The sequence below is a fragment of the Celeribacter marinus genome, from assembly GCF_001308265.1.
Lineage (GTDB): Bacteria > Pseudomonadota > Alphaproteobacteria > Rhodobacterales > Rhodobacteraceae > Celeribacter > Celeribacter marinus.
The window spans coordinates 445,752-471,080 of sequence record NZ_CP012023.1 but is presented as its reverse complement, the minus strand read 5'-3'; the positions used below and the strand labels follow the sequence as shown (position 1 = coordinate 471,080).

The window sequence follows — 25,329 nt, the reverse complement described above, 5'->3', positions numbered from 1 at the left end:
GCTCGGGTTTCTCGTTGCGACCTTGGATCAATTTATTTTTTCCACCTGCACCGTTTTGGGGGAAATCGCGGCCGCGTTAATCTTTTGAGTCGGCAAATGCGGGCAGGATTGCGGCTGTCGTGTGCCAAATCAAACGGCCTGTATCAGGGTCTGCCACAATTGAGTCTCATTTGGACGATGGCGCATTCGCATAGGTAGCCAAACCCGCAGCGCGAGGATATGACTAAGCCGATAACCGAGCAGGCCGCACAGGGGTGGCCTCGCTATAGACAGTACGGAGCCTTTAATATGACCACTGATCGCCGCGGCCTATTGATCATTCTGTCCTCTCCCTCAGGGGCGGGGAAATCGACCTTGGCCAAGCGGCTGATGGAGTGGGATGATACCTTGCAGTTCTCGGTGTCCAGCACGACCCGTAGCCCGCGTGCGGGTGAGGTTGACGGGACGCATTACCATTTTTCGGACGAAGACACCTTTAAGCATATGGTCGGTGCGGGCGAGATGTTGGAACACGCCTTGGTGTTCGGCAACTATTACGGATCACCGGCGGGGCCAGTCCGCGAGGCCATTGAGGCTGGGTCGGATGTGTTGTTTGATGTGGATTGGCAAGGCGCACAACAAATTGCAAACTCGGCCTTGCGCGATCACGTGTTGTCGATCTTTGTCTTGCCGCCCTCCATCACGGAGTTGCGCCGCCGTTTGGAAACCCGTGGTCAGGATAGCGCCGAAGTCATCGAACAACGCATGCGCCAAAGTTGGGACGAGATCAGTCATTGGGACGGGTACGACTACGTGTTGGTCAATGACGATCTCGACCATTCATTCGAGCGGCTCAAGACCATCATTGCCGCCGAACGTCTGCGCCGCCGCCAACAGCCCGGCTTGCTCGGGTTTGTGCGCACCTTGCAATCAGAATTCGAAGGGAAAGAGACATGACACTATATACGCTCGGTGATCACGCTCCGGTGTTGCCGGTCAATGGCGACTACTGGGTTGCCCCAGATGCCAACGTGATTGGCAAAGTTGTCTTGGGCGAGGGCGCGAACATCTGGTTCGGGGCCACGCTGCGCGGCGACAACGAGGCGATTGAAATCGGCGCGGGGTCCAACGTGCAAGAGAATAGCGTTCTACACACGGATATTGGATTTCCGCTTACGATCGAGGCGGGATGCACAATCGGGCACAAGGCGATGCTGCACGGCTGTCACATTGGTGAAAACTCCTTGATCGGGATGGGCGCTACGGTTTTGAATGGAGCCAAAATTGGTCGCGATTGTCTGATCGGGGCAGGGGCGTTGATCACCGAAGGCAAAGAGATTCCTGACGGATCTTTGGTGATGGGGGTTCCGGGCAAGGTTGTGCGCGCCCTGAGCGCGGAGCAAATCCAAGCGCTCAAAACCTCGGCACTGCACTACCAAAGCCGTGCGCGGGAGTTTCGCGAGGGACTTGTTGCCATCGACGGCTAGGGCATACGCGCCAGTCTCCAATGTCATGGCAGTGTGATGATTGACGATTAATCTGGCGCGCAAATGTGCAAGGAGACCCCCGTGCGAGAGTTGAATACAAATGATGTAATGCAATCGCGTTTGGTGGGCGAACTGGCGGGGGCAATGCCGTTTCCGGTCATCATCGTCGGACGCGATGAGCGTATTTTAGCGATCAATAGCCAAGCCGAATCCATGTTTGGCGCAGGCACCATCGGGCGTCACTATATCACTGTGATGCGCCAGCCCATGGTGTTGGACGCGATTGAAAGCGTTCTGCGTCTTTCCGAGCCTGCACAGGCGCAATACAGCGTGAGCGAGGGCGGGCACGATCTGCATTATGCGGTTCACGCGCGCCCCGTGGTGACTGATGACTTCGCCTGTGTCACTGTTGCCTTTGAGGATCGCACCGAGGTGGAGGACGCGGGCCTGATGCGGCGCGACTTTGTGGCGAACGTATCGCATGAATTGCGCACGCCGCTTACGGCCGTCTTGGGATTTATCGAAACTCTACAAGGGCCAGCGGCCAACGATGCGGGCGCGCGTATGCGGTTTCTCGAGATTATGGGCAAAGAGGCGCGGCGGATGAACCGCATTGTGGGTGATTTATTGTCGCTGTCACGTGTTGAGGCGAACCGGCGTGTGCGCCCGACTGATGATGTCGATGTCAGCGCCATTTTGCGCTCTGTTGTTTTGTCTTTATCGCCCTTCGCACAAAAACAGAATGTAGCACTTGTGCTCGAAGGGGCAGAGGGTAGCGACCGTGTCATGGGCGATCAGGACCAGTTAACGCAAGTGTTCACAAATCTCGTTGAGAACGCGATCAAGTACGGCGGTGCGGGGCGTCAGGTGTCAATCTGTGTCGCGGCCCACACCCAAGAGCCGACCATGCGCGGCCCTGCGTTGCGCGTCGATGTGGCCGATCAAGGCGAGGGAATAGCCCAAGAGCACATCCCGCGCCTCACACAGCGGTTCTACCGTGTTGATTCTCACCGCTCGCGTGAAATGGGCGGTACGGGGCTTGGTTTGGCGATTGTAAAACACATCATTAACCGACATCGCGGACGGCTCAGGATCGAAAGTTATGCGGGAAAAGGCAGCTGCTTTTCTGTTATTTTGCCTTATGAATAAGGGGTTACGATCTCGGCACCCCGCGTCTTTTGGGGTGGAGACGCGAAAATCTATGCGCCGCTTTTTTTGAGCATTTTGGCTCATGTCATTAATCTGTTACAAAACTTACACAAAAGCATTGCGAGTGGGCCTTAGGTCTCGGCGTCGAAGGGGAATGACACCCCTGAGATAAGACAACAGGAGCTTTATATGTCTTTCGTAAAATTGACCGTATCCGCACTGGCACTCGCCGCTGCATCCGCAACCGCAGCCTCTGCACGTGATCAGGTTCAAGTTGCAGGTTCGTCCACCGTTCTGCCTTACGCCTCCATCGTGGCCGAAGCCTTCGGTGAGAACTTTGACTTCCCAACACCTGTTGTTGAATCTGGTGGCTCTTCCGCTGGTCTCAAGCGCTTTTGCGAGGGTGTTGGCGAAAACACCATCGACGTTGCAAACGCATCGCGCAAAATCAAAGACTCTGAGATTTCTGTCTGTGCAGACGCTGGCGTGACTGACATCATCGAAGTACGCATCGGCTATGACGGCATCGTGTTCGCATCCCAGATCGACGGTCCAGCATTCACCGCCTTCACCGAAGCCGACATCTTCAACGCTTTGGCTCCAAAAGTGGTCGTTGACGGCGCGCTTGTCGACAACCCCTACACAAAGTGGTCCGATTTCAACGCTGATCTGCCTGCCGAAGACATCCTTGCCTTCATCCCTGGTACAAAGCACGGCACACGCGAAGTGTTTGAGGAAAAAGTGATCGCAGCGGGCTGTGAAGAAACAGGCGCAATGGCAGCTATGGTTGCTGGCGGCATGTCCGAAGATGACGCAGAAGATGCATGTTTGCTCGTGCGTACAGATGGCAAATCCATCGATATCGACGGCGACTACACCGAAACGCTTGCCTCGATCGCTGCGAACACAAACGCAATCGGCGTGTTTGGTCTCGCCTTCTACGAGAACAACACTGACAAGCTGAAAACGGCAACAATGTCTGGCGTTGAAGCTACAACCGAGACAATCGCATCGGGCAACTACCCCGTGTCGCGTCCGCTTTACTTCTACATCAAAGCGGCCCACATCGGCGTGATCCCTGGCGTTAAAGAATACGCTGAGTTCTTCGTATCCGACGACATGGCTGGCCCCGATGGCCCGCTTGCCGAGTACGGCCTCGTATCCGACCCCGAGCTTGTTCAGACACAAGACGGCGTTGCAAACGAAGTGACCATGAACTAAGCGCATCGTCGCAATACGCAGGGGCTGCGCGACACTATCGCGCAGCCCTTTTTGACCGCGGAGGTAGGGGGACTTCCTTTCGGTTTAAATTCTCTCCCCCACGATATACGGAGCGGCCATGTCTGCCTTTTGGCTTTTCATTCTAGTTCTCGCGCTCAGTGCGACTGGGTTTGTCCTCGGGCGTGCCCGCGCCATGAAAGACGCAGGGGGCGATATCCGCCGCTTGCATTCTCTGCCAAGCTATTATGGCTCCAACGTCATGTTGTCGACGCTCATCCCCGGCCTGTTTGTTCTGGTCGCGTGGTTGATTATGCAGCCGATCATTTTGCAGACGCAAATTGCGGCCATGATCCCCGATACGGCGTTTGAGGATGCGGGCGGATTGAACCTGATCCTGTCAGATGTGCGCCGAGTTGCCTTAGGGCTAGACGCCGCAGTGTCCCAAGGCGTGATTTCGGTCCAAGACATGCGTGCGCTGAGCTCTGGTGACGATGTGCGGGGCTTGCTTGGCTCTGTCGGTGTTGCTGTCGGCTCTCAGATATCGGCCTTTGTTCTGGACGCGGCGCGAGCCTATCGCAGTCAATCCGACGTTGCGCATTGGCTGATGACGGCTTTGACACTGGGCGTTTCGTTTATCGGCTTTGTCCTCGCACTTAAGGCGACATCGCGCACAGCTCGTGCCCGCAACAAAGTGGAAACTGTTGTTCGCACGCTGCTTTTGGCGGCGGCGTCTTTGGCGGTTCTGACGACCGTTGGCATTGTCTTTTCGCTTTTGTTCAACACGATTGAGTTTTTCAAACTGTATCCTGCGTCTGAGTTCTTTTTCGGAACCACATGGGCACCCTCGTTTGGTGGCGGGTCCGAGTTGGGCGTGTTGCCCCTGTTTTGGGGGACATTCTATATCTCGATTATCGCGCTCTTGGTGGCTGTGCCCATCGGGTTGTTCGCGGCTATCTATCTGTCGGAATACGCAGGTCCAAAAACCCGCGCCTTTGCCAAACCGCTCCTTGAGGTGCTCGCAGGCATTCCGACCATTGTTTACGGTTTGTTTGCTTTGCTCACCGTGGGGCCGATGTTGGTGTCGCTATTTGGTGATGCCGGAATGCTAGGCGTTGACTGGATGGCCGGCGGGCGCGCGGTTATCACCGCGGGTCTGGTGATGGGCGTGATGCTCATTCCGTTTGTCTCGTCCTTGTCTGACGACATCATTAACGCGGTGCCACAAGCCATGCGTGACGGATCACTTGGCCTTGGCGCGACCCCGTCCGAGACAATCAAACAGGTGGTTTTACCCGCCGCTTTGCCCGGTATTGTCGGCGCTATTTTACTTGCCGCCTCGCGTGCGATTGGTGAGACGATGATCGTGGTCTTGGGGGCAGGGGCCGCCGCACAACTCGACATGAACCCCTTTGCCGCTATGACCACCGTCACCACGCGGATCGTGTCGCAATTGACGGGGGATGCCGATTTTTCATCGCCTGAGGCGCTTGTCGCCTTTGCTCTGGGGATGACGCTCTTTGTGATCACCCTTGGCCTTAACGTGATCGCACTCGTGATTGTGCGTAAATATCGGGAGCAATATGACTGATGTCTAACGCAACCTCATCCAACCGCGCGCCACAAGGCGCACCCAAATCGTCACTGTTCACCGAGACGAAACACACCAAGCGGCGCAATGCCTCCGAGGCGCGATTCAAGAGTTACGGCATTGCCGCAATCGCACTTGGGCTCACGTTCCTCGTATTTTTGTTGACGACCATCGTGGGCAACGGGTTGCCCGCGTTCAAACAAACGTTTGTCACTATCGCGGTTGAATTGCCCGAGGCCAAACTCGATAAATCCGGTGTGCGTGATCCGGCCATCATGGCGAAAGTCACCACATTCGGGTACAAACCCTTGGTTGAGGCGGCCCTCGCAGATACACTTGCGGCTCAGGGCATCGAAAACCCCTATGCCAAGGCCAAAGACCTTGGAAAGATGCTGTCCAGTTCAGCGCCTGCACAGGTCCGTGATGCGGTTTTGGCCGATCCCGATTTGATCGGTCAAACGGTCGAGTTTCGTCTTTTGACCTCGTCGCGCGTTGATGGCTATTACAAAGGCCGTGTAAAGCCTGCCGATCTTGAGCGTGACAAAAACCTCGACGCTGCGCACCTTGTTATTGCCGATCAGATGGTGGCCGCAGGCATGATGAAAACCGTTTTTAACGTCGACTTCATCCTTGGCGCGGATGCCTCGGAAAGCCGTCCGGAACAAGCGGGCATTGGCGTGTCGATGGTCGGATCGCTGTTTATGATGCTCGTCGTGCTTGTATTGGCGCTGCCCATCGGGGTCGCCACATCGATCTATCTCGAAGAGTTCGCACCGCAAAACCGTCTGACCGATTTAATTGAGGTGAACATCTCCAATCTGGCCGCTGTTCCGTCGATTGTGTTCGGTATCCTTGGTTTGGCTGTGTTCATCCAGTTCGCTCACCTGCCGCAATCCGCACCTCTTGTGGGCGGGTTGGTTCTCACCTTGATGACCTTGCCGACCATCATCATCTCGACGCGTGCCAGTCTCAAAGCTGTGCCACCATCGATCCGCGATGCGGCCTTGGGTGTCGGCGCGTCAAAGATGCAGTCGGTGTTTCACCACGTCTTGCCCCTCGCTATGCCCGGTATTTTGACAGGGACCATCATCGGTCTGGCGCAGGCCTTGGGTGAAACCGCGCCACTTTTGCTCATCGGTATGGTTGGCTACATCGCGTCCAATATGCCCGATGGGATTGCATCGGGGTTCTTCGATCCCAATTCCGCAATGCCTGCCCAGATCTATGAATGGGCAAAACGTGCCGATCCTGCGTACTATGAACGTGCATGGGGCGGGATCATCATTCTTTTGGGGTTCTTGATGACGATGAATATCATCGCCGTTATCTTGCGCCGCCGTTTCGAGCGCCGCTGGTAGGGGGTCTGATATGAACGATATGCGACTAATGAAAAGAGACGTGGATATGAACGACATCAAAATCTCCGCCAAGGGCGTCCAAGTGTATTACGCCGACACCCATGCGATCAAAGACGTAGATGTGGAGATCAAAGACAAGACCGTCACCGCCTTTATCGGCCCGTCCGGTTGCGGCAAGTCGACGTTTTTGCGCACCCTGAACCGTATGAACGACACGATTGATATTTGCCGCGTTACGGGTGAAATTTTGCTCGATGGCGAGGACATCTATGACAAGCGGGTCGATCCGGTGCAGCTGCGCGCCAAAGTCGGTATGGTCTTTCAAAAGCCAAATCCGTTCCCGAAATCCATTTACGACAACATCGCATATGGCCCACGCATTCACGGGTTGGCCCGTAGCAAGGCCGATCTGGACGTGATCGTCGAGCAATCCCTACGCCGTGGTGCGATCTGGGATGAGGTCAAAGACCGCCTTGACGCGCCGGGAACGGGGCTTTCGGGTGGGCAACAACAACGCCTGTGCATCGCGCGCGCCATTGCCACCGAACCCGAAGTCCTATTGATGGACGAGCCGTGCTCGGCACTTGACCCGATTGCCACCGCGCAGGTCGAGGAACTGATTGATGAGTTGCGCGCGAATTTTTCGGTGGTGATTGTGACGCACTCGATGCAACAAGCCGCGCGTGTCAGTCAAAAGACCGCGTTCTTCCACCTCGGAAACCTCGTTGAATACGGCGACACAAGCCAGATTTTCACCAACCCGCAAGATCCACGCACCGAGAGCTATATCACCGGTCGGATCGGATAAGGGGCAGGAGACAGATATGAATAACGGAAAACACATTGCCTCCGCCTTTGACCGTGATCTTGAGGGTATTCAGGCGCTTATCATGAAAATGGGCGGTCTGGTCGAGGCCAATATCAAAGATGCCTCCATCGCTCTTGAGGAGCGGGACGTTGAACTGGCCGAGCGCGTGCGCAAGGCCGACAAAATCATTGATGCGCTTGACGTGCAGATCAATGAAGAGGCCGCGCGCCTCATCGCGCTGCGTTCGCCCACAGCGGGAGATTTGCGCACGGTCTTGTCGGTGATGAAAATCTCGACCAACCTTGAGCGCTGCGGTGACTACGCCAAAAACCTTGCCAAACGCACGGGTGTTCTGGCGGAGATGAGCCCGATTGATGGAGCGGGGGCAAGCCTGCGCCGCATGGCGCGCGAGGTCGAGGACATGCTACGATTGGCGCTTGATGCCTATATGCAGCGCGATGCCGTTCTGGCCGAAACCGTGCGCCACCGAGATGTTGACGTCGACCAGATGTACAACGGCCTGTTTCGCGAATTCCTGACCTTTATGATGGAAGATCCACGCAATATTTCGGCCTGTATGCACTTGCATTTCATCGCCAAAAACATCGAACGCATGGGCGACCACGCCACGTCCGTGGCCGAGCAGGTGATCTATCTTGTGACCGGAGAAATGCCCGATGAGGCGCGCCCTAAAGGGGATGTGACATCGCGCACACATATCGGTGTGGAGGACGATTGATGTCACCGCAAAAACCGCGTGTTTTGGTCGTCGAGGATGAACCAGCACAGCGTGAGGTTCTGGCCTATAACCTTGAGGCCGAAGGATATTTGGTGATCCGCGCCCAAGATGGCGATGAGGCGCTGTTACTGGTGGATGAGGATCAGCCTGATGTGATTGTTCTCGATTGGATGTTGCCCGGCGTGTCGGGGATCGAGATTTGCAGACGCTTGAAAATGCGGGCCGAGACTCGCGCAATTCCGGTGATTATGCTCTCTGCGCGCGGCGAAGAGGTGGACCGCGTGCGCGGACTTGAGACCGGCGCGGATGACTATGTCGTTAAACCGTATTCTTTGGTTGAACTGATGGCGCGGGTGCGCACCCAATTGCGCCGTGTACGTCCCGCGGCGGCGGGTGAAATGTTGGAGTTTAGCGACATAGCTCTGGATGCCGAAACGCACCGTGTCACACGCGGCGGCAACAGTTTGAAACTGGGTCCGACCGAATTTCGCCTGCTGTCAACGTTCATGGAAAAACCGGGGCGCGTGTGGTCGCGCGAACAGCTTTTGGACCGTGTTTGGGGGCGCGATATCTATGTCGATACACGCACGGTAGATGTCCACATCGGACGGCTGCGCAAGGCGCTTTGTCAATTCGGCGGTGACGATCCCCTGCGCACGGTGCGCGGTGCGGGATATGCGTTAGGATAAGCTAAAGGACGCTACTTAACGGCTCTTCTTCATTTATATCAGTACCTTACAGAATATATCTGGTGTAAATCCGATCCCGCGTCGACCATACAAAACACACTCATTTCAAAGTGTAGTGTCATATATTAATCAACGCGGGCACGGCATGTCCCCGAACACTGGTCGCACGCATTATATCCACATGGAGTTGCGCTGATCACGCCTCGAGATTGAGCCACGCCACCTCTTTTTGTGTGAGTTCAAGGTCAAGCGCGGGGAGGGTTGATGCAATTTCACCCGGACTGCGCGGACCGATCAGGGCGAAGGAGGGAAAGCTTTGCCCCAAAACCCATGCGGTTGCGATGTTATGCGCCGAAACGCCATATGTTGCCGCCAGTTCGCGTGCACGCCGCCGCCGTTCTGCATTCTCGGGTGAGCCATAGCAGGTTTCGGGGCGCGTATCCTCGGGCAACCGGTCGCGCAGGGCGCGCGGTAGGAAATACCCGCGCGCTTGTGACGACCAACTTAGGTGCATCACATTGTTTTCGCGCAAGTATTCTAGCGTTTGCGGCGTGTTAGATGTCACGCAGCCGTCCCAAACCGGCTTGGTCATCACCGCCAACGAGAGGTTGTTGTTGAGGATGCGCGGCGCCGGAAGATCATGGGCGTTCGCATAGGCAACGGCTTGGCCAAAGCGCTCTATTGACCAGTTCGAGCCGCCCCAAATGCCGATCTTTCCCTTATCCTTGAGACGCGCCAAGGCCTCGACAAACTCGCCTACAGGCACATCGGGATTGTCGCGGTGCATAATGTAGATCGGCGCATGATCTAGCGTGAGGCGTTCAAGCGAGATATCAAGTTGCGCCTCAATCGCGCGCGGCGTGCAATAAGGCGTATGCGCGCCTTTGGCGATCACCGTGATGTCGCGCGCGACCCCACGCGATTTGATCCATTGACCCAAAACAGCCTCATGCAGCCCGCCACCGTACACAAACCCCGTATCAAAGGCATTGCCCCCCGCGTCCATCCACGCGTCCCAGACGATTGCGCCCTGAGCAAGCGTGTCTCGGTTATCGCATCCCATAACGAGACGCGACATCAGGTTGGGCACATCTTTCACGGTCACACTGGGCACTGTCGGCAGACCGCTTGGGATACACCGTGCCAAAATGCGCCGCGCGCCGTCCTTTTCGGCAAAGGTTTTGTAGCCGACTGCGCCGCGCCACTGATCCAGAACGGCAGTGTTGCCGATCGACCCCAAATGCGACATTCCGGGGTAGGGCAGTTCAACCTGTCCGGCCAAAATGGCTTGGCTCGCGGCTTCTGCCTCGAATTTGAAAAGCATCTCGGGGTGGGTCAAATGCTCCTCGCGCGTTTCGCCCGCCACCGTCACTTGGATCGTGGTATCAGACGGGCCTGCGTTGCGACCGGGAACCCACGGGTCGGGCAGCGTCAAACTGCCTTTGGTGCCGCTCACATGAATGGTATTGTCCATGTTGCGCGCCACAGCACAGGCGACTTCGGCCGTGATACCATTGGCAAATTTCAACAGTCCGTAGGCCACGGCATCGACGCCGGTTTGGGCAACAACGCCCGTTCCCGTCACCGAGACCGGATTGGCAAACGCCCCCTCGTCAATCCCCGCAATCAGGCGCGCCGCCGAGACGGGATAGCCGCCGACATCCAGAATGCCACCCCCCGCAAGGGCGGGATCATACAGGCGCGAGGCCGCATCAAACGGGGCATTGAATCCGAAACTGGCACGAATATGCGTGATCTCTCCGATTTCACCCGATTTCAAAATCTCGATCATCCGCGCAATTTGCGGATGTAGAAGGTACATGTAGGCTTCCATGAAAAACAGGTTTTCTTGGGCCGCGGCTTCGACCAGAACGGTGACTTCGGCGGCGTTTAGCCCCGCCGGTTTCTCAACCGAGACATGTTTGCCCGCCCGCAACGCCATGAGCGCGAGTTCGGCGTGAAACGGATGCGGTGTGGTGATGTGGATGGCATCGACATCGGGGGCGGCGCATAGGGCGGCGTAGTCGTCGAACCGCATGTCATCGGCAATCGCGTGCAAATCGCCAAAGGCGGTGCGGCGTGCGCCGCTTCGACTTGCAATGGCGCGCAGTCGTGCCGAGGGAGCTTGCGCAACCCCGTCCGCGAAATTCTGGGCAATTGCTCCCGGTCCAATGATACCCCAAGATACCTGCGCCATGACATTTCCTCACCTGATAACAGAACATTTTGCATCACGGTGGCGCAAAGCCATGGCGCATAGCAACGTGTATTTTCGCGGGTGGGGGTCTCGCGTCTTGGCGCGCGCCACGATTGCCTTGCGTGAATGTCTGCGCACGCGCGCACGGGATGGATAATTTTTGCCGCGATGTTGCGGCGTGCTCTTGACCAATGGGTCGCAACACAACAGGTATAGACCAGAACCGCATTTGAAAATTCCAAGGAGGCCTTACAATGGCATTCGCACTCCCCGATCTCCCTTACGCCCACGATGCTCTTGCCAATCTTGGCATGTCTGCCGAGACGCTCGAGTTTCACCACGACCTGCACCACAACGCCTATGTCACCAACGGCAACGCGGCAATTGCGGGCACCGAGTGGGATGGCAAGACCCTCGAAGAGATCATCGTTGGCACCTACGACAAATCTTCTGTCGCGCAAAACGGCATCTTCAACAACATCTCGCAGCTGTGGAACCACAACCAGTTTTGGGAAATGATGGGGCCAAACGGCAACGCAATCCCGACCGAACTCGAAAAAGCCCTCGTTGAGAGCTTTGGCTCCGTAGATGAGTTCAAATCCCAGTTCTCTGCCGCTGGCGCAGGCCAGTTCGGCTCCGGTTGGGCATGGCTCGTCAAAGACACAGATGGCGCGCTCAAAGTGACCAAGACCGAAAACGGCGTGAACCCGCTGTGCTTTGGTCAGACCGCGCTTTTGGGCTGTGACGTGTGGGAACACTCCTACTACATCGATTTTCGCAACAAACGCCCTGCGTATTTGACCAACTTCCTCGAAAAACTGGTCGATTGGGACAATGTTGCGGGCCGCCTCTAATACTTGATGGCGTTCGCTTTATAGAAAAAGGCGCTCCTGTGTGGGGCGCCTTTTTTGTGCGCAGCCGCTTGAGCGGTTTTGTGCCTTGCTGTCGGGATCAATTCACCGTTAAACAAGGGCTATGTCCGACTCACGTATTGGCCTTTTGGCTATTCTTGGCACCTACACCATTTGGGGTCTTTCCGCGCTTTACTACGCGCAATTGTCCCATGTGCCACCACTCGAGGTACTGGCCCACCGCACGGTGTGGTCGTTTCTGGCGTTTTTCGCGGTGATCCTCGTCCAAGGACGCCTGCGCGACCTCTTGGGTGTGTTGCATCCGCGCACGGGGTGGAGTGGGCTATACCGGATCATTCCTGCGGCGGTTTTCGTGTCGATCAACTGGTTTTTGTTCGTCTACGCGATCCAGATTGATAAAACGCTTGAGGCGTCTTTGGCCTACTATATCTCGCCTCTTTTGGCCGCGGCCGTGGGGTGGGTCGTCTTCAAAGAGCGTCTTTCGGGGTTGCAGTGGCCCGCCATGGGGTTGGCGCTGTGTGCGGTCGTGATTTTGACGGTTGGGTTGGGGGCCGCGCCGTGGATGGCGCTTGCGATGTCGTCGACCTTTGTCGCCTATTCCGTGTTCAAAAAGGGGGTCGAGGCGGGGCCGACCTTGGCCATGGCCGCCGAGACCACGCTCCTCATGCCTGTGTCGCTCGTTTACCTGATTGGCGCCCATTTCGGGGTGTGGGGTGGTGATGCGGTGGGCGGCGGCGCGTTTGGAACGAATTGGCATGACACCGCGTTTCTCGCCTTTTCTGGCATTGCCACGGGCGTGCCGCTTTTGTTGTTCGGCGTTGCGGCCAAACGGGTGACACTGTCGTCGCTCAACATCGGACATTACTATAACGCCACCTTGCAACTGACTGTTGCTGTTTTGATTTTTGGTCAGGCGATCACGCTGCCACACATGGTGGCCTTGCCGCTTGTCTGGCTTGCTGTGTCGCTCTTTTCCCTACAGGCGCTACGCCGTGATCGTCAGGTCCGTATGGCGCGCAAGGCCTCGGTCAATGCCTCGATCGACGATATTGTTTTGTAGAGCTGTGTGGTTGTGTCGGCGGCGAACCCCTGCGCAATGATATGCTCAATGAGGGCGTTGAGTGGCGCCCAATAGTCATCGATTGAGAGCAAAAAGATCGGCTTGTCATGCAGTCCGATTTGCTTCCACGTCAGCACCTCGAAAAACTCGTCGAGCGATCCCGCACCGCCGGGCAAAACCACAATCGCGTCAGAGTTCATGAACATGACTTTCTTGCGTTCATGCATGTTCTCGGTAACCACAAAGGAGGTCAGATCGCGCTTGCCGACCTCCATATTCATCAGGTGCACTGGGATCACGCCAAAGGTATCGCCCCCTGCGGCCTGTGTGGCGCGTGCCACCGCGCCCATAAGGCCGACATCGCCCGCGCCGTACACCAATCGCCATCCCTCATCCGCAATCACGCGCCCCAGATCGGTGGCCGCCGCCATATAAGCGGGTTTGCCCCCCTCACGCGCCCCACAATAAACACAGACGGATAGGAGAGATTGGGCAGATTGCGACATTGAACACCTCATATGCAATGGTTTGAAACAAAGGAAGTCTTTGACCCTTGTTAGACGCGTTGTTAGGCTGTCTCAACCCTGCGCGAGACGGGGTGGGGAAACGACGGAACGAAAGCAGGGCTATGTCAGATAAAAGTGCATTTCAGCGCGCAGCACCCGTTGCGGCGGCGTCAGTCATCGCGATCATTGCAGCGATTGGTGTAGGGCTGTGGGTGGCAGCCCCCGAGGCGGAGGCACCCGCGGGAGGGGATCAAGCGCGTGTGGATCAGGCCGCGTTGGCGCAAGGCGAGCAAGCGGATGCTGTCGGAGATGTCGCCACGGCTGCAGTCGCTGCAAAGGCACCGGTTTCGAGTGGTGACGCCACAGGCCAAGAGGTGACCCCCGATGCGCCGGATATGGCCCAAAACGATGTAGCACGACAAACGCCCGCGCCCACAGAGCAAACGCCCGCTGATTTGGCGCAAACGCCCGAAGTCGTGACGCAGACGCCCCTATCAGATCAAGGTGACGATGATCAAACACGTGATGAGAGCGCCGAAGACGATATGCAAGCCGCGTCTGCCGCCGCTCCCGTGACCGACGATGTAGACGCGGCTGTTGTCGATAATACGACCCCTGCCGCATCTCAGTCAGCTGTCAATGATCTGTCGGTCAGTGCTGCCTCTGTCTCGCTTGATATCGTGCGTATTCCGCCTGAGGGGATCACAACTGTTGCCGGACACGCCCCTGCAAACACCGATGTAGTGATCTATGTTGATGGCGTAGAGGTGTCGCGCGCCACCACCAATACGCGCGGTGAGTTTGTGGCTTTGTTCGATCTCATGCCCTCGGACGGGGTACGTGAGCTGACGGTTGGTCTTGTGGATGGGGATCAGATCGTGTTTTCGGATGAAAGCATTGTTGTGGCCCCTGTGATCGCGCCGGCGCCAGTCGAGGCAACCCCAGTCGATCTTGCACAAGACCAAGACGCCACACCATCCGTTGATACGTCCGAAGCACAAGCGTCACCCGTGACAGCCATGCGTGATGTGGAGGCGGAGACGTCTGTGGCTCAAGCCAAACCGCAACCCACTGTTCTCAAGGCCAGTGATGAGGGCGTGCAGGTGCTACAACAGGCGGGGACAGACGCAACATCCGTGCGCGTCGATGCATTGACCTATGATCCTCAGGGCCGTGTGTTCGCCTCGGGGCGCGCACCGTCTGAGGCGCAAATCCGGCTCTATCTCAACAACGCATTGGCCGCCGAAGCCGTGGCGGGCGCGGACGGTCAATGGCGTGTCGAGCTCAAAGATGTCGCCGCGGGCGTTTACACCCTGCGCGCCGATCACGTTGGCCAAGACGGGGTAGTGATCACCCGCGCCGAAACACCGTTCAAACGCGAGGACGTGGCAATCTTGGCCCAAATCGCGTCTCAAGCGGAGCGCGATGGCGAAGCGGTTGCAGCACAGCAAAACGCGGCGGATGAGCCGCAGGTCGAGCCATCTGAGGCGCAACGAGCAGAGCAGGTGACAGATGCGCCCACGGACGCCCAAGATGCAGCGCTGCAATCGCCGCGCGCCCGTATTGGCTCTGTCACTGTGCAGCCGGGCAATACGCTGTGGGGGATTGCCTCCGATCGCTATGGGGACGGATTTCTGTATGCGCGGGTGTTTGACGCGAATAAAACCCAAATCCGCGATCCTGATCTGATTTACCCCGGACAGGTGTTCGTCTTACCAAAGTAGAGCGTTCCCCACACCGACTGGATTGGATATGTGGACGCACGCCCCTTTTGCGCAAGCGCGGTGTGCGACAGCGTAGCCCTTGCGTCTGGTGGTCAGATCATTAGGTCTGATCACAGAAGATATATGTTATTTTGAAAGAGTAGTTAGCCCATGCGCGGACGCCCAAGTTTGACCTCGACCACCGGCCCCGCAGATGGCATGTCCGTTATCCGCCGCGTCATTCCGTACTTTTGGCCCAAAGATGACCGCGCTGTTCGGGTTCGTGTTGTCATCGCGCTGACCCTTTTGGCCGTGGCCAAGATGATTACAGCCGTAACACCGCTCATTTATGGCTGGACGGTCGATAAACTGGCGGGTGAGGGCGATAGTGCGGCGTGGTACATGGCACTTGGCGCGATTGGTCTCACGGTGGGATACGGCGGCGCGCGGATCACCTCGAACGGCTTTCAACAATTGCGCAATGTGGTGTTTGCGCCTGTGTCCAACGCAGCGCTGCGTGCGCTTGCCCTTGAAACGTTTAACCATATCCATGCGTTGTCGATGCGCTACCACATCACGCGCAAAACCGGCGGGTTGAGCCGGATCATGGAGCGCGGCGTCAAAGGCGTGGCCTTCTTGCTGCAATTCCTTGTGTTTTCCATCGGGCCATTGGTGTTGGAACTGGTGATGGTCTTGATCATCGTTGGGGCTCAACTCGGTTGGCCGTATATGATCATCTTGTTGTTCACCTTTGTGGGCTACATCGTGTTCACCCTGAAAGTCACCGAATGGCGTGTGAAAATCCGCAAGGAAATGAACGATTTGGACACGGACGCCAATCAAAAGGCGATCGACAGTCTGTTGAACTTTGAAACGGTGAAATATTTCGTGGCCGAAAGCCGTGAGGCGGCGCGCTATGACGTGGCGATGGCGGGCTATGAAAAGGCCTCGATCAAGACCGAAAACTCCCTCGCGTTTCTCAACTTTGGCCAGTCGTTTATCATCACCTGTGGCCTGATCGGGTCAATGGTTCTTGCCGCATTTGGAGTACAAAACGGCACCATTACGGTTGGCGATTTCGTCATGGTCAACGCCTTTGTCATTCAAATCACCATGCCGCTCAATTTCCTCGGCTCGATGTACCGCAACATCCGTCAGGCGCTTGTCGATATGGAGGAGATGTTCACGCTCTTGCATCAACCCGCTGAAATCAAAGATAAAGACGGCGCAAAGCCTCTAGATGTCGGCGGTGGTGCGGTTCAGTTGGATGCGGTCACGTTTGGCTATGATCCGGCGCGCGAGATTTTGCATGGGGTGTCGATTGATGTGCCTGCGGGCAAAACGCTTGCCATTGTTGGCCCCTCGGGGTCGGGAAAATCCACCATCGGGCGGCTGTTGTTCCGGTTCTATGATGTCACAGGCGGCGCGTTGAAAATCGACGGTCAGGACGTGCGCGATGTGACGCAAGAGAGCCTGCACCGTGCGATTGGGGTCGTGCCCCAAGACACCGTGCTGTTCAACGACACAATCCGCTATAACATCGCCTACGGGCGCGGTGATGCGACATTTGACGATGTGGTCAGTGCCGCCAAAAAGGCGCGGATTCACGAGTTTGTCAGCAGCTTACCCGAGGGCTATGAAACCCAAGTGGGCGAGCGTGGCCTCAAACTGTCTGGCGGCGAAAAACAGCGGGTCGGCATTGCACGAACCTTGCTGAAAAATCCGCCCGTCTTGTTGTTGGACGAGGCAACATCCGCCTTGGACACCCAAACCGAGCGCGACATTCTGGATGCGCTCAAAGAAGCGGGCAAAGGGCGCACCGTGATCACCATTGCGCACCGCCTGTCCACCGTGGCCGACGCCGACGAGATTTTGGTGTTGGAGGCGGGGAACGTGGTGGAGCGCGGCACGCATGAGGATTTGTTGAGCCGCCATGGCAAATATTCCGCCATGTGGGCGGCCCAAGCCGAAGACCGCGATCAGGTCGCCTAAGCCGCCTGTGACGTGGCTGCGCCACATCTGGCGCGCCGAGGCCAGTGTTTGCGTTATTTAGTCCAGTTTTGTTTGAACCAACTGCGCACCGCCTGCGTAGTCTTTTCAAAGATATAGGAGAATAGCGTGACAGCTATCTGGTGGATCCGCCGAGATTTTCGACTTTGTGACAACCCGGCCTTGGTCGCTGCCGCTCTTGCGGGCGATGTCTTACCCGTGTTCATTCGCGATGAGACGGTGGACGCGCTCGGGGCCGCGCCCAAATGGCGGATGGGGCTCGGCCTTGCCCACTTGATGGAGAGGATCGAGGCTACCGGCGGGCGTGTTGTGTTGCGCGCGGGCGATGCGCGGGTGATCATTCCGGCGCTGGCGCGCGAGGTCGGCGCCACCTGTGTGCATTGGGCGCGCTTGTATGACAAAGACGCAATCGCGCGCGACACGGAGGTGAAATCCACGCTTAAATCTATGGGGATCGACGCCCATAGCCACGGCGGTCATTTGCTGTTTGAACCGTGGACTGTGGCCACAAAAACGGGTGGCTATTACAAGGTGTATTCACCATTTTGGCGGGCGGTCAAAGAGACGGATATCGCCCCATGCCTCAGTGCGCCAAAGGTCCGCTGGGCTGAGGCCCCCCAGAGTGACGCGTTGGCCGATTGGGCGCTTGGCGCGCAGATGCGGCGTGGCGCGGCGATTGTCGAGCCGCATTGTCACGTGGGTGAGGCGGCGGCTATGGCCCGCCTAGAGACTTTTGTCGCCGCTCATGCGGATGTGTATCAGGAACGGCGCGACTTCCCGTCTGAGCCTGTGTGTTCTGGCCTGTCTGAAAACCTCACATACGGCGAAATATCACCGCGCACGATCTGGCATGCGGGGATGGGCGCGCTCAAGGCGGGCGCGCGCGGAGCCGAGCATTTTCTAAAAGAAGTGACATGGCGCGAATTTGCCTACCACCTTTTGTACAACGAGCCTGAGTTAGCCCATAAAAACCACCGCGAGGGGTGGGACACATTTGCGTGGAGCGAGGACGCGGATAGCGCCGATGTGACCGCGTGGAAACAGGGGCGCACAGGCATCCGGTTTGTGGATGCAGCGATGCGCGAGATGTATGTCACAGGCACCATGCACAACCGCGCGCGCATGATTGTGGCGTCTTATCTGACCAAACACCTGATGGTGCATTGGCGCGTGGGGCGCGCGTGGTTCGAGGCCTGTTTGATTGATTGGGATCCGGCGGCCAATGCCATGGGGTGGCAATGGGTGGCGGGCTGCGGTCCCGATGCCTCCCCGTATTTTCGCATTTTCAACCCTGACGGACAGCTCGAGAAATTCGACAAAGAGGGTGTGTATGTGCGCAGATGGATTGCAGAAGGTCAGCGCGCGCCCAGTTCCACCGCGCTCTCGTATTTCGAGGCTGTGCCAAAGGCGTGGGGCGTGTCAGCGCAAGGCCTCTACCCCAAGCCGATCATTGACCTTAAAGTGGGGCGCGAACGCGCTCTGGCGGCCTATTCGGAGCGCAATGCGTGACGCAATGTGGTTTTGCGCTACACTTAGCATTAACATTGATAAACTGAGACCAATGACCGTTTGAAAACAGGCGGCAATCGACAAGAGGGGGCAAACATATGCTCGACGATCACGCAGACAAAAATCCGAAACCCGAGGTTTTGACTTCGACGCAGGGCCAAGAGAACCTGCCGCGCTATTTTACAAACGTCTTTGACGTGGCCAAGGATATGGCGCGTGGACAGCTTGATTTTGTGCTCCCCGATGGGCGCGTGTTTCGCGCAGCCGGTAAGGCGGCAGGACCGCACGCCGAATTGCATGTGCAGTCCGATGATGTGTTCGCACGCCTGATCCGCGAGGGCGATTTGGGCTTTTGCGAGGACTACCTCGATGGCGGATGGACGACCCCCGATTTGATGGCGCTGATGGATTTGGTGCATGCCGACAATGACGATCTATATGACGGATTTCCCGGCATGGCCTTTGTGCGCGCCTATGAGCGGATGCGGCATTGGATGAACAACAACTCCAAAAAGCAAGCCCGCAAAAACATCTCCTATCACTATGATTTAGGGAATGATTTTTATGGCCTGTGGCTTGATGAGACCATGACCTATTCGTCCGCAAAATATGAGGGTGAGGGCCAATCTCTGGCACAGGCGCAGACAGCCAAATACCGCTCGATGGTCGACGAAATGGGCGTGTCTGCAGGCGATCACGTGCTCGAAATCGGTTGTGGCTGGGGCGGCTTTGCCGAATACGCGGCGGGCGAGCGCGGATTGCACGTCACCGGCCTGACAATTTCCCAAGAGCAATATGATTACGCAACAGCGCGGATTGCAAAGGCGGGTCTGTCCGACCGTGTCACGTTCAAACTGCAAGACTACCGTGACGAGACCGCGCAATATGACGGCATCGCCTCGATCGAGATGTTCGAAGCTGTGGGCGAAAAATACTGGCCGACATATTTTGAAACGGTCAAAGCCTGTCTCAAACCAGATGCCTGCGCCACCTTGCAGATCATCACCGTTCAGGATCGACGCTTTGAAATCTACCGCAAGAACGTTGATTTCATTCAAAAATACATCTTTCCGGGTGGCATGTTGCCGTCTCCCACGGCGCTGCGCGCCCAGATCGCCAAGGCGGGTCTGACGTTCAAAAACAGTGTGGAGTTTGGCGAAAGTTATTCCAAAACACTACGTCTGTGGTTTGATGATTTTAACGCGCAATGGGACAAGATCGAAGCCATGGGATTTGATGACAGGTTCCAACGCATGTGGAACTTTTACCTGACATCTTGTGCGGCAACGTTTCATTCGGGCAACTGCGATGTAACCCAGATTACCATGACGCGTCCGCGCGGCGAACTGTCTTAACCATGCTTCGAGCGGGCAAATTTGCATCACCCGCGTGCTATGGGCGCAACTTTCGCAGCTATTGCGCAAAAGCGCCTTGAAAATGCGCCGTTTGCGGGGTGTCGTGAGACATCTCGCGCGGGGCCACATTGGCCGCACTCTCGCGCTCACATACATGGCAGGTTGTTATGCCCACAGCGTCTAAACTCGTCGCCGCACTTTGGTTCGCCCTGCTCGGGTGGTTTGCCGCCGAACTGGCCAAAGGGCATATGCCCGAGGGCACGCAGTTCGGTTGGTTTTCGTACATGACGGGCGTGATCGGCTTTGTCGTGGGGTGGCGGTTCTTGGGCAAACGTGCGGGCGACACCATGCGCGCGGCCTACGGCTACGGGTTCACGGCAAGCATATTGTTGGTGTTTTGGGCATTGCTGTACTTTTCGGGCGAGGAAATGATTCACCGCGCTTTGGACACGCGGTATCGCGGCCCGATGCATGCGCTGGCGGGCATGGTCGATCTGTTCAAAGATCATGCGCTGAGCGTTGTGATCCGGTTCGATGTGGCCATTACCCTCGTCGTGGGCGGGCTGTTTGGCGGATGGTTGACAGAACAAACGGCGCGGCGGTGGTCATGACGACAGATCCGTTTGCGGGCCTTGGCGCTGAATTCTCCGATCATGAACGCGCCTTTTTGCGTGCAGTACTCAAGGATCAGTCCGGCCTGACCCGAGATATCGCACGCGCGGCGGCCGTTGAAATTTTGGCCCACAAACATAACGGGCGCAGCGTAGAGACCGTGCGCGGGCATGCGGCGCAAATCCTGACACGGGCGTGGTCGCGGGTGCGGGCGCAAGATAGCCCGCGCGCTCTTGACCCGCGCAGAGAGACCATGACGCGCACCGCCGTCACAACGGTGCGCCATGTGATGCCGTATTTGAACTACTTCACCTTGGAAGACAGTCATTTTACCCATGCCCGTTTTGACGGCACGCAATCGGGTGAGATGCAACGGGCGGTGTTTCATATGGCCGATGCCGTGACCGTGTTGCCCTATGATCCTGTGCGTGACCGCGTTTTACTGGTTGAACAGTTGCGCTTTGGTCCGTTCGGGCGCGGCGATGTGTATCCATGGACCTATGAGCCTGTAGCGGGACGCATTGACCTGGGCGAGCCGCCAGAGATGACCGCGCGCCGCGAAACGCTTGAGGAGGCGGGGGTCACATTGGCGGCGTTGCACAAAGCGGGTGATTACTACGTCAGTCCGGGCGCTGCGACCGAGTTTTTGGTATCATATGTTGGCATCGCGGATTTGCCCGATGATGCGGCGGGTGTTGGCGGACTGGCCGAGGAGCACGAGGATATTCGGGCGTTTCTCGTGTCGTTCGACGCCCTTATGGCGATGTGTGATGCGCATCAACTCGACACTGGCCCGCTATACCTCACCACGCTTTGGTTGGCGCGTCATCGTGACAGGTTACGCAAAGAGTGCGGCGTAACGGCCTGACTTTAGGCCTCTTTTGGCTGCATCCAAAGCCAGATGAGAGCCGCACCCGCAAGCGTGAGAAACGGAATCATCGCAAGGTTGACGGCGTTCCATCCGTCTTGTGCTGATCCGCCCGAACAGTTCATCAAACCGCCCGAGGCCAGCGAGGCCACGGTTACGCCGCCAAAGACCAACAAGTCATTGACCCCTTGGATACGGCCGCGCTCGGAGGGCTCATGGGCCGAGGCCAACATGGCGGTTGCTCCGATAAAGCCAAAGTTCCAGCCAATGCCAAGCAACACGAGAGCGACAAAGAAGTTCTCGACGTTGACGCCCGCCATGCCGACAATGCCCGCAAGACCAAGGATGATAAGACCCGCCGCCATGATTTTTTGCACGCCGAACCGCGCAATCAGGGTGCCGGTGAAAAACGAGGGGACAAACATCGCAAGGACGTGCGCCGACACGATATCGGCCGCCATGTTTTGCTCAAACCCGCAGCCGACGACCGCCAGAGGCGTCGAGGTCATCACAAGGTTCATCAGCGCGTAAGACACCATTGCCACAATGATCGCCACGGCCACGCGCGGTGTGCGCAACAACGCCATGGTCGAGCGGCCAAGGTGTTCTCCGTGTTTGGCCACGGGCGGTTTTGGGATTTTGAGAAAGAGGAAAAGGCCTGAACCGATCAGGTTGATTGCGATAACGGCGAGATAGCTGCCAAGGAACGGGACGACCATGGCTTGGGATGTTGCTTTGACCAATTGCGGGCCAATGATGGCCGAGGCCAGACCGCCCGCCATGACCCATGAAATGGCTTTCGGTTTAAAGGCGTCATCGGCGGTATCGGTGGCGGCAAAGCGAAAGAACCCTTGGCTCGACTGATACAGGCCCGTGAACAGGCCGCCGACAACAAATAGCCAAAAATTCTGTTGTAACAAGGCGATAGCGCCAATAGATGCGCCCACGGCCCCCGCCGATGTTCCAATCCAAAACCCAACGCGCCGCCCGAACCGCTGCATGATCCACGACAGCGGTGTGGCCGACAGCATCGACCCGAGAACAACGGCAGTAATGGGCAATGTGGCAAAGCACAGGTTCGACGCCAACGACTGACCCGCAAGCCCTGCAATGATAAAGATCATCGACATCTGCGCTCCCAAGAATGCCTGAGCCGCCACAAGGATATAGACATTGCGGCGCGCGACATGGGGCAAAATGTGAGAGTGCGTATCGGGCTGAGAGGCGGGCTGAGAGTCGGACATGGGAAACATTCCAAATTATATATCTGTTTGTGCTTTACCAACCCGATCCCCGCTTGGAAAGGGGAGCAACACACGCCCCGCTTGATCGGTTTTGCACAGCCGCAACGATTTGACCGTGCACGGTGGCCTTATGTGCGGTCGATAAGGTGTACAAATGAGCCGCTCACAGCCCCGTGAAGCAAGCCTTGTGGGCCTAAATCCGTGCCTTCGGCGTCCGAGGCCGTCAAAAGCGGTGTCCCTTCGGCTTTGAGCGTAGTCGCGTAGTGAAATTCATGCGCGCTCCATGAGCCGGCAAAAGGGCCATGCATCACGGTGGCGCTGCGGTATCCCAAGTGCAACTTGCGCGTCTCGAATGATGTCTCAAGGGGTAAAAGCCCCGCCATTCGGTGGCGCACACCGTCTTTGTCGATCAACCCGTCACCCAGAACCATGTAGCCACCACATTCACCGTAAACGCGCCGCCGTGCTGCGGCTTCGCGCAAGGATTGTAAAAAACGGTGGTTCGCGGCCAGTTTGCCCGCGTGCAATTCGGGATAGCCACCCGGCAAGTAAATCAAATCACTCGGGGGTGCCGGTTCGTCCGCAAGTGGAGAAAACGTTGTGATATCTGCACCTTGTGCACGCCAGTCGGACAATAGATGCGGATAGGCAAAGGCAAAGGCCGCATCGCTTGCCACCGCGATGCTTTGCGCAGGTGGCGGTGTGCGCGGGCCCGAGGTGAGGCTGTGAAACGCACTGGCACTGGCCAAAAGGGCGTCGATATCCACACTCGCCTCGATGGCGTCCGCCGCGCGATCCAAAAAGGCGTTTAGATCGGATCTCTCACCGGCTTGGACCAACCCGAGATGGCGTGATGGCGTGGCAAGGCTGGCATCACGCGGCAGGGCGCCAAGGACCGGAATGGACAGCGGCGCGAGCGCGCGGGTCAGCATCGCCGCGTGGCGCAGACTGCCCACTTTGTTGAGGATCACGCCCGCAATGCGCACGCGCGCGTCATGGCCCGCAAATCCGGCGACCATCGCCGCCGCCGACTGTGCCATACGAGAGGCATCCACAACGAGGATCACGGGAATATCAAACATTTTGGCAAGATCGGCGCATGCGCCTTTGCCGTCTTGCGTGGGATCCCTGGCGTGGGGCGCGCCGTCAAACAGGCCCATTGCGCCCTCGATGACCATCAGATCTTCGGGACCATGGGCGAGTGCCGCGAGCCGCTCGGTCGTCATCGCCCATGCATCAAGGGTCACACATGGCGCGCCACTGGCCGCCTCGTGAAAGCGCGGATCAATATAATCTGGACCGGATTTGGCGGACCGCACGGTGTGCCCGCGCCGTTTCAAGGCCCGCAACAGACCAAGGGTGACGGTGGTTTTGCCCGAACCGGACGCAGGTGCGGCGATCAAAACTCCGCGGCTCATCCTAGCGCTCTTCGGCGGGTTTGCCGCGTCCCAATGGATCGAGATTGCGCGGAGTCTCGCCGCGCTCCAAGGCTTGCCAGTCCAACACTTGCCGCATCAACACGTTGCGCCCGACACAGATAATCGCGGGGGGCTCCATCTTTGTCGCTGCGATATCATCAAGCATCGCACCAAGCGTGGTTTCCAACACTTTTTGGTTTGGCGTGGTGGCTTGCGATACAATCGCCACAGGCTCGTCCTCACTGCGCCCCGCACCCAAAAGGCCGCTGCGAATAACAGGGGCGTGTTTCATGCCCATGTAGATGACCAGAACGCCCGAGGCGCGCGACAGGGCGTCCCAATCAAGGCTCTCTGGGGTTTCGCCGCGTTGGTCATGGCCCGTCACAAAGGTCACGGATTGATTGACATCGCGGTGCGTGACGGGAATGCCCGCATAGGCCAAACCGCCAATACCTGCGGAAATACCCGGAATAATGCGTACGGGGACACCGTGTTGAATCAGGGTCTGAGCCTCTTCGCCGCCGCGCCCGAACACAAACGGATCGCCGCCCTTGAGGCGCAACACCCGTTTGCCCGCACGGGCCAGATCAACCAGTCGCAATGAAATATCGACCTGTTTGGCCGACGGCTTGCCGCCGCGTTTGCCCGCATAGATCATTTCGGCATCTGCGCGCGCCCAATCCAGAATTTGGGGCGCAACAAGGGCGTCGTATACGATCACATCCGCTTGGCGCAGGGCATTCACCGCATGCAAAGTCAACAGGCCCGGATCCCCGGGGCCCGCACCACATAGCCACACCCATCCAGGTGTCAATTCCGGCCAGTCGCCAGAGGGTAAAGAAAGCGTAGATTCGGTCATGTGATCCTTATGGCGCGGGTCTGGCCCCGTTGCAAAGGTAGAGCGTGCAATCTGTGCGCAAAAACAGCGTGGTCATTTGCGCGCTGCCCACGATATAG

Annotated in this window: 22 protein-coding genes; 17 read left to right on the top strand and 5 right to left on the bottom strand. The window is 57.5% G+C overall.

What is annotated here, in order from left to right; translation table 11 throughout:
* Positions 1–288: 288 nt before the first annotated feature.
* From gmk to phoB, 9 genes are all read left to right on the top strand, one after another.
* Positions 289–936, top strand: a complete 648-nt coding sequence (gmk, locus tag IMCC12053_RS02260) for a guanylate kinase (RefSeq protein WP_062215368.1) — start codon at positions 289–291, stop codon at positions 934–936.
* Positions 933–1,466: a gamma carbonic anhydrase family protein gene (locus tag IMCC12053_RS02255; protein ID WP_062215367.1), complete on the top strand. Its 534-nt coding sequence runs from the start codon at positions 933–935 to the stop codon at positions 1,464–1,466. The genes gmk and IMCC12053_RS02255 overlap by 4 nt, the downstream gene beginning before the upstream one ends.
* A 108-nt stretch (positions 1,467–1,574) precedes the next feature.
* On the top strand, positions 1,575–2,615 hold the full coding sequence (locus IMCC12053_RS02250; protein WP_062215366.1) for a sensor histidine kinase: 1,041 nt from the start codon (positions 1,575–1,577) through the stop codon (positions 2,613–2,615).
* 189 nt (positions 2,616–2,804) lie between these two features.
* A complete protein-coding gene (locus IMCC12053_RS02245) occupies positions 2,805–3,836 on the top strand; it encodes a substrate-binding domain-containing protein (protein WP_062215365.1) in 1,032 nt (343 codons plus the stop codon).
* A gap of 118 nt (positions 3,837–3,954) precedes the next feature.
* Complete coding sequence (gene pstC, locus IMCC12053_RS02240; RefSeq protein ID WP_062215362.1) at positions 3,955–5,424, top strand: phosphate ABC transporter permease subunit PstC; 1,470 nt, start codon at positions 3,955–3,957, stop codon at positions 5,422–5,424.
* A complete protein-coding gene (gene pstA / locus IMCC12053_RS02235) occupies positions 5,424–6,782 on the top strand; it encodes a phosphate ABC transporter permease PstA (protein ID WP_062215360.1) in 1,359 nt (452 codons plus the stop codon). Before pstC ends, pstA begins: the two co-directional genes overlap by 1 nt.
* Before the next feature lie 10 nt (positions 6,783–6,792).
* Positions 6,793–7,590 (top strand): phosphate ABC transporter ATP-binding protein PstB, encoded by a 798-nt coding sequence (gene pstB / locus IMCC12053_RS02230; protein ID WP_062215358.1) that lies wholly within the window; start codon positions 6,793–6,795, stop codon positions 7,588–7,590.
* Between the two features lie 16 nt (positions 7,591–7,606).
* The gene (phoU, locus tag IMCC12053_RS02225; protein WP_062215356.1) at positions 7,607–8,329 is read left to right on the top strand and encodes a phosphate signaling complex protein PhoU; all 723 of its coding nucleotides are present in this window, start codon (positions 7,607–7,609) and stop codon (positions 8,327–8,329) included.
* Positions 8,329–9,018, top strand: coding sequence for a phosphate regulon transcriptional regulator PhoB (phoB, locus tag IMCC12053_RS02220; protein WP_062215354.1), 690 nt, complete (start codon positions 8,329–8,331; stop codon positions 9,016–9,018). Before phoU ends, phoB begins: the two co-directional genes overlap by 1 nt.
* Positions 9,019–9,214: 196 nt before the next feature.
* On the opposite strand, the gene IMCC12053_RS02215 is transcribed toward phoB, so the two are convergent.
* Entirely contained in the window at positions 9,215–11,215 is a 2,001-nt protein-coding gene (locus tag IMCC12053_RS02215; protein ID WP_062215352.1) for an aldo/keto reductase, read from the bottom strand.
* Positions 11,216–11,469: 254 nt separating this feature from the next.
* Between IMCC12053_RS02215 and IMCC12053_RS02210 the strand changes: the two genes are divergently transcribed.
* Positions 11,470–12,069 carry a superoxide dismutase gene (locus IMCC12053_RS02210; protein ID WP_062215350.1) on the top strand — a complete coding sequence of 200 codons (600 nt, stop codon included), beginning with the start codon at positions 11,470–11,472 and terminating at the stop codon, positions 12,067–12,069.
* A gap of 121 nt (positions 12,070–12,190) precedes the next feature.
* The gene (rarD, locus tag IMCC12053_RS02205; protein WP_062215348.1) at positions 12,191–13,147 is read left to right on the top strand and encodes an EamA family transporter RarD; all 957 of its coding nucleotides are present in this window, start codon (positions 12,191–12,193) and stop codon (positions 13,145–13,147) included.
* Here the strand turns inward: rarD and IMCC12053_RS02200 are convergent.
* The gene (locus tag IMCC12053_RS02200; RefSeq protein WP_062215347.1) at positions 13,087–13,653 is read right to left on the bottom strand and encodes an LOG family protein; all 567 of its coding nucleotides are present in this window, start codon (positions 13,651–13,653) and stop codon (positions 13,087–13,089) included. The two genes, rarD and IMCC12053_RS02200, sit on opposite strands and share 61 nt — an antisense overlap.
* 122 nt (positions 13,654–13,775) lie before the next feature.
* On the opposite strand from IMCC12053_RS02200, the gene IMCC12053_RS02195 reads away from it, so the two are divergent.
* From IMCC12053_RS02195 to IMCC12053_RS02170, 6 genes are all read left to right on the top strand, one after another.
* A complete protein-coding gene (locus IMCC12053_RS02195) occupies positions 13,776–15,377 on the top strand; it encodes a LysM peptidoglycan-binding domain-containing protein (protein ID WP_062215345.1) in 1,602 nt (533 codons plus the stop codon).
* Positions 15,378–15,527: 150 nt separating this feature from the next.
* Positions 15,528–17,348 carry an ABCB family ABC transporter ATP-binding protein/permease gene (locus tag IMCC12053_RS02190; RefSeq protein ID WP_062215343.1) on the top strand — a complete coding sequence of 607 codons (1,821 nt, stop codon included), beginning with the start codon at positions 15,528–15,530 and terminating at the stop codon, positions 17,346–17,348.
* A 126-nt stretch (positions 17,349–17,474) separates the two neighbouring features.
* Positions 17,475–18,875: a cryptochrome/photolyase family protein gene (locus tag IMCC12053_RS02185; RefSeq protein WP_062215342.1), complete on the top strand. Its 1,401-nt coding sequence runs from the start codon at positions 17,475–17,477 to the stop codon at positions 18,873–18,875.
* Between the two features lie 98 nt (positions 18,876–18,973).
* Entirely contained in the window at positions 18,974–20,230 is a 1,257-nt protein-coding gene (locus tag IMCC12053_RS02180; RefSeq protein ID WP_062215340.1) for an SAM-dependent methyltransferase, read from the top strand.
* A gap of 167 nt (positions 20,231–20,397) precedes the next feature.
* Positions 20,398–20,841 carry a TrgA family protein gene (locus tag IMCC12053_RS02175; RefSeq protein WP_062215338.1) on the top strand — a complete coding sequence of 148 codons (444 nt, stop codon included), beginning with the start codon at positions 20,398–20,400 and terminating at the stop codon, positions 20,839–20,841.
* Complete coding sequence (locus IMCC12053_RS02170; protein WP_062215336.1) at positions 20,838–21,710, top strand: NUDIX domain-containing protein; 873 nt, start codon at positions 20,838–20,840, stop codon at positions 21,708–21,710. The genes IMCC12053_RS02175 and IMCC12053_RS02170 overlap by 4 nt, the downstream gene beginning before the upstream one ends.
* Positions 21,711–21,712: 2 nt before the next feature.
* On the opposite strand, the gene IMCC12053_RS02165 is transcribed toward IMCC12053_RS02170, so the two are convergent.
* From IMCC12053_RS02165 to cobA, 3 genes are all read right to left on the bottom strand, one after another.
* Positions 21,713–22,954, bottom strand: a complete 1,242-nt coding sequence (locus tag IMCC12053_RS02165; RefSeq protein ID WP_062215334.1) for an MFS transporter — start codon at positions 22,952–22,954, stop codon at positions 21,713–21,715.
* A 128-nt stretch (positions 22,955–23,082) separates the two neighbouring features.
* The gene (locus tag IMCC12053_RS02160) at positions 23,083–24,372 is read right to left on the bottom strand and encodes a cobyrinate a,c-diamide synthase (protein ID WP_062215332.1); all 1,290 of its coding nucleotides are present in this window, start codon (positions 24,370–24,372) and stop codon (positions 23,083–23,085) included.
* Position 24,373: 1 nt separating this feature from the next.
* Positions 24,374–25,231, bottom strand: a complete 858-nt coding sequence (gene cobA, locus IMCC12053_RS02155) for a uroporphyrinogen-III C-methyltransferase (RefSeq protein ID WP_062215329.1) — start codon at positions 25,229–25,231, stop codon at positions 24,374–24,376.
* Positions 25,232–25,329: the final 98 nt, after the last annotated feature.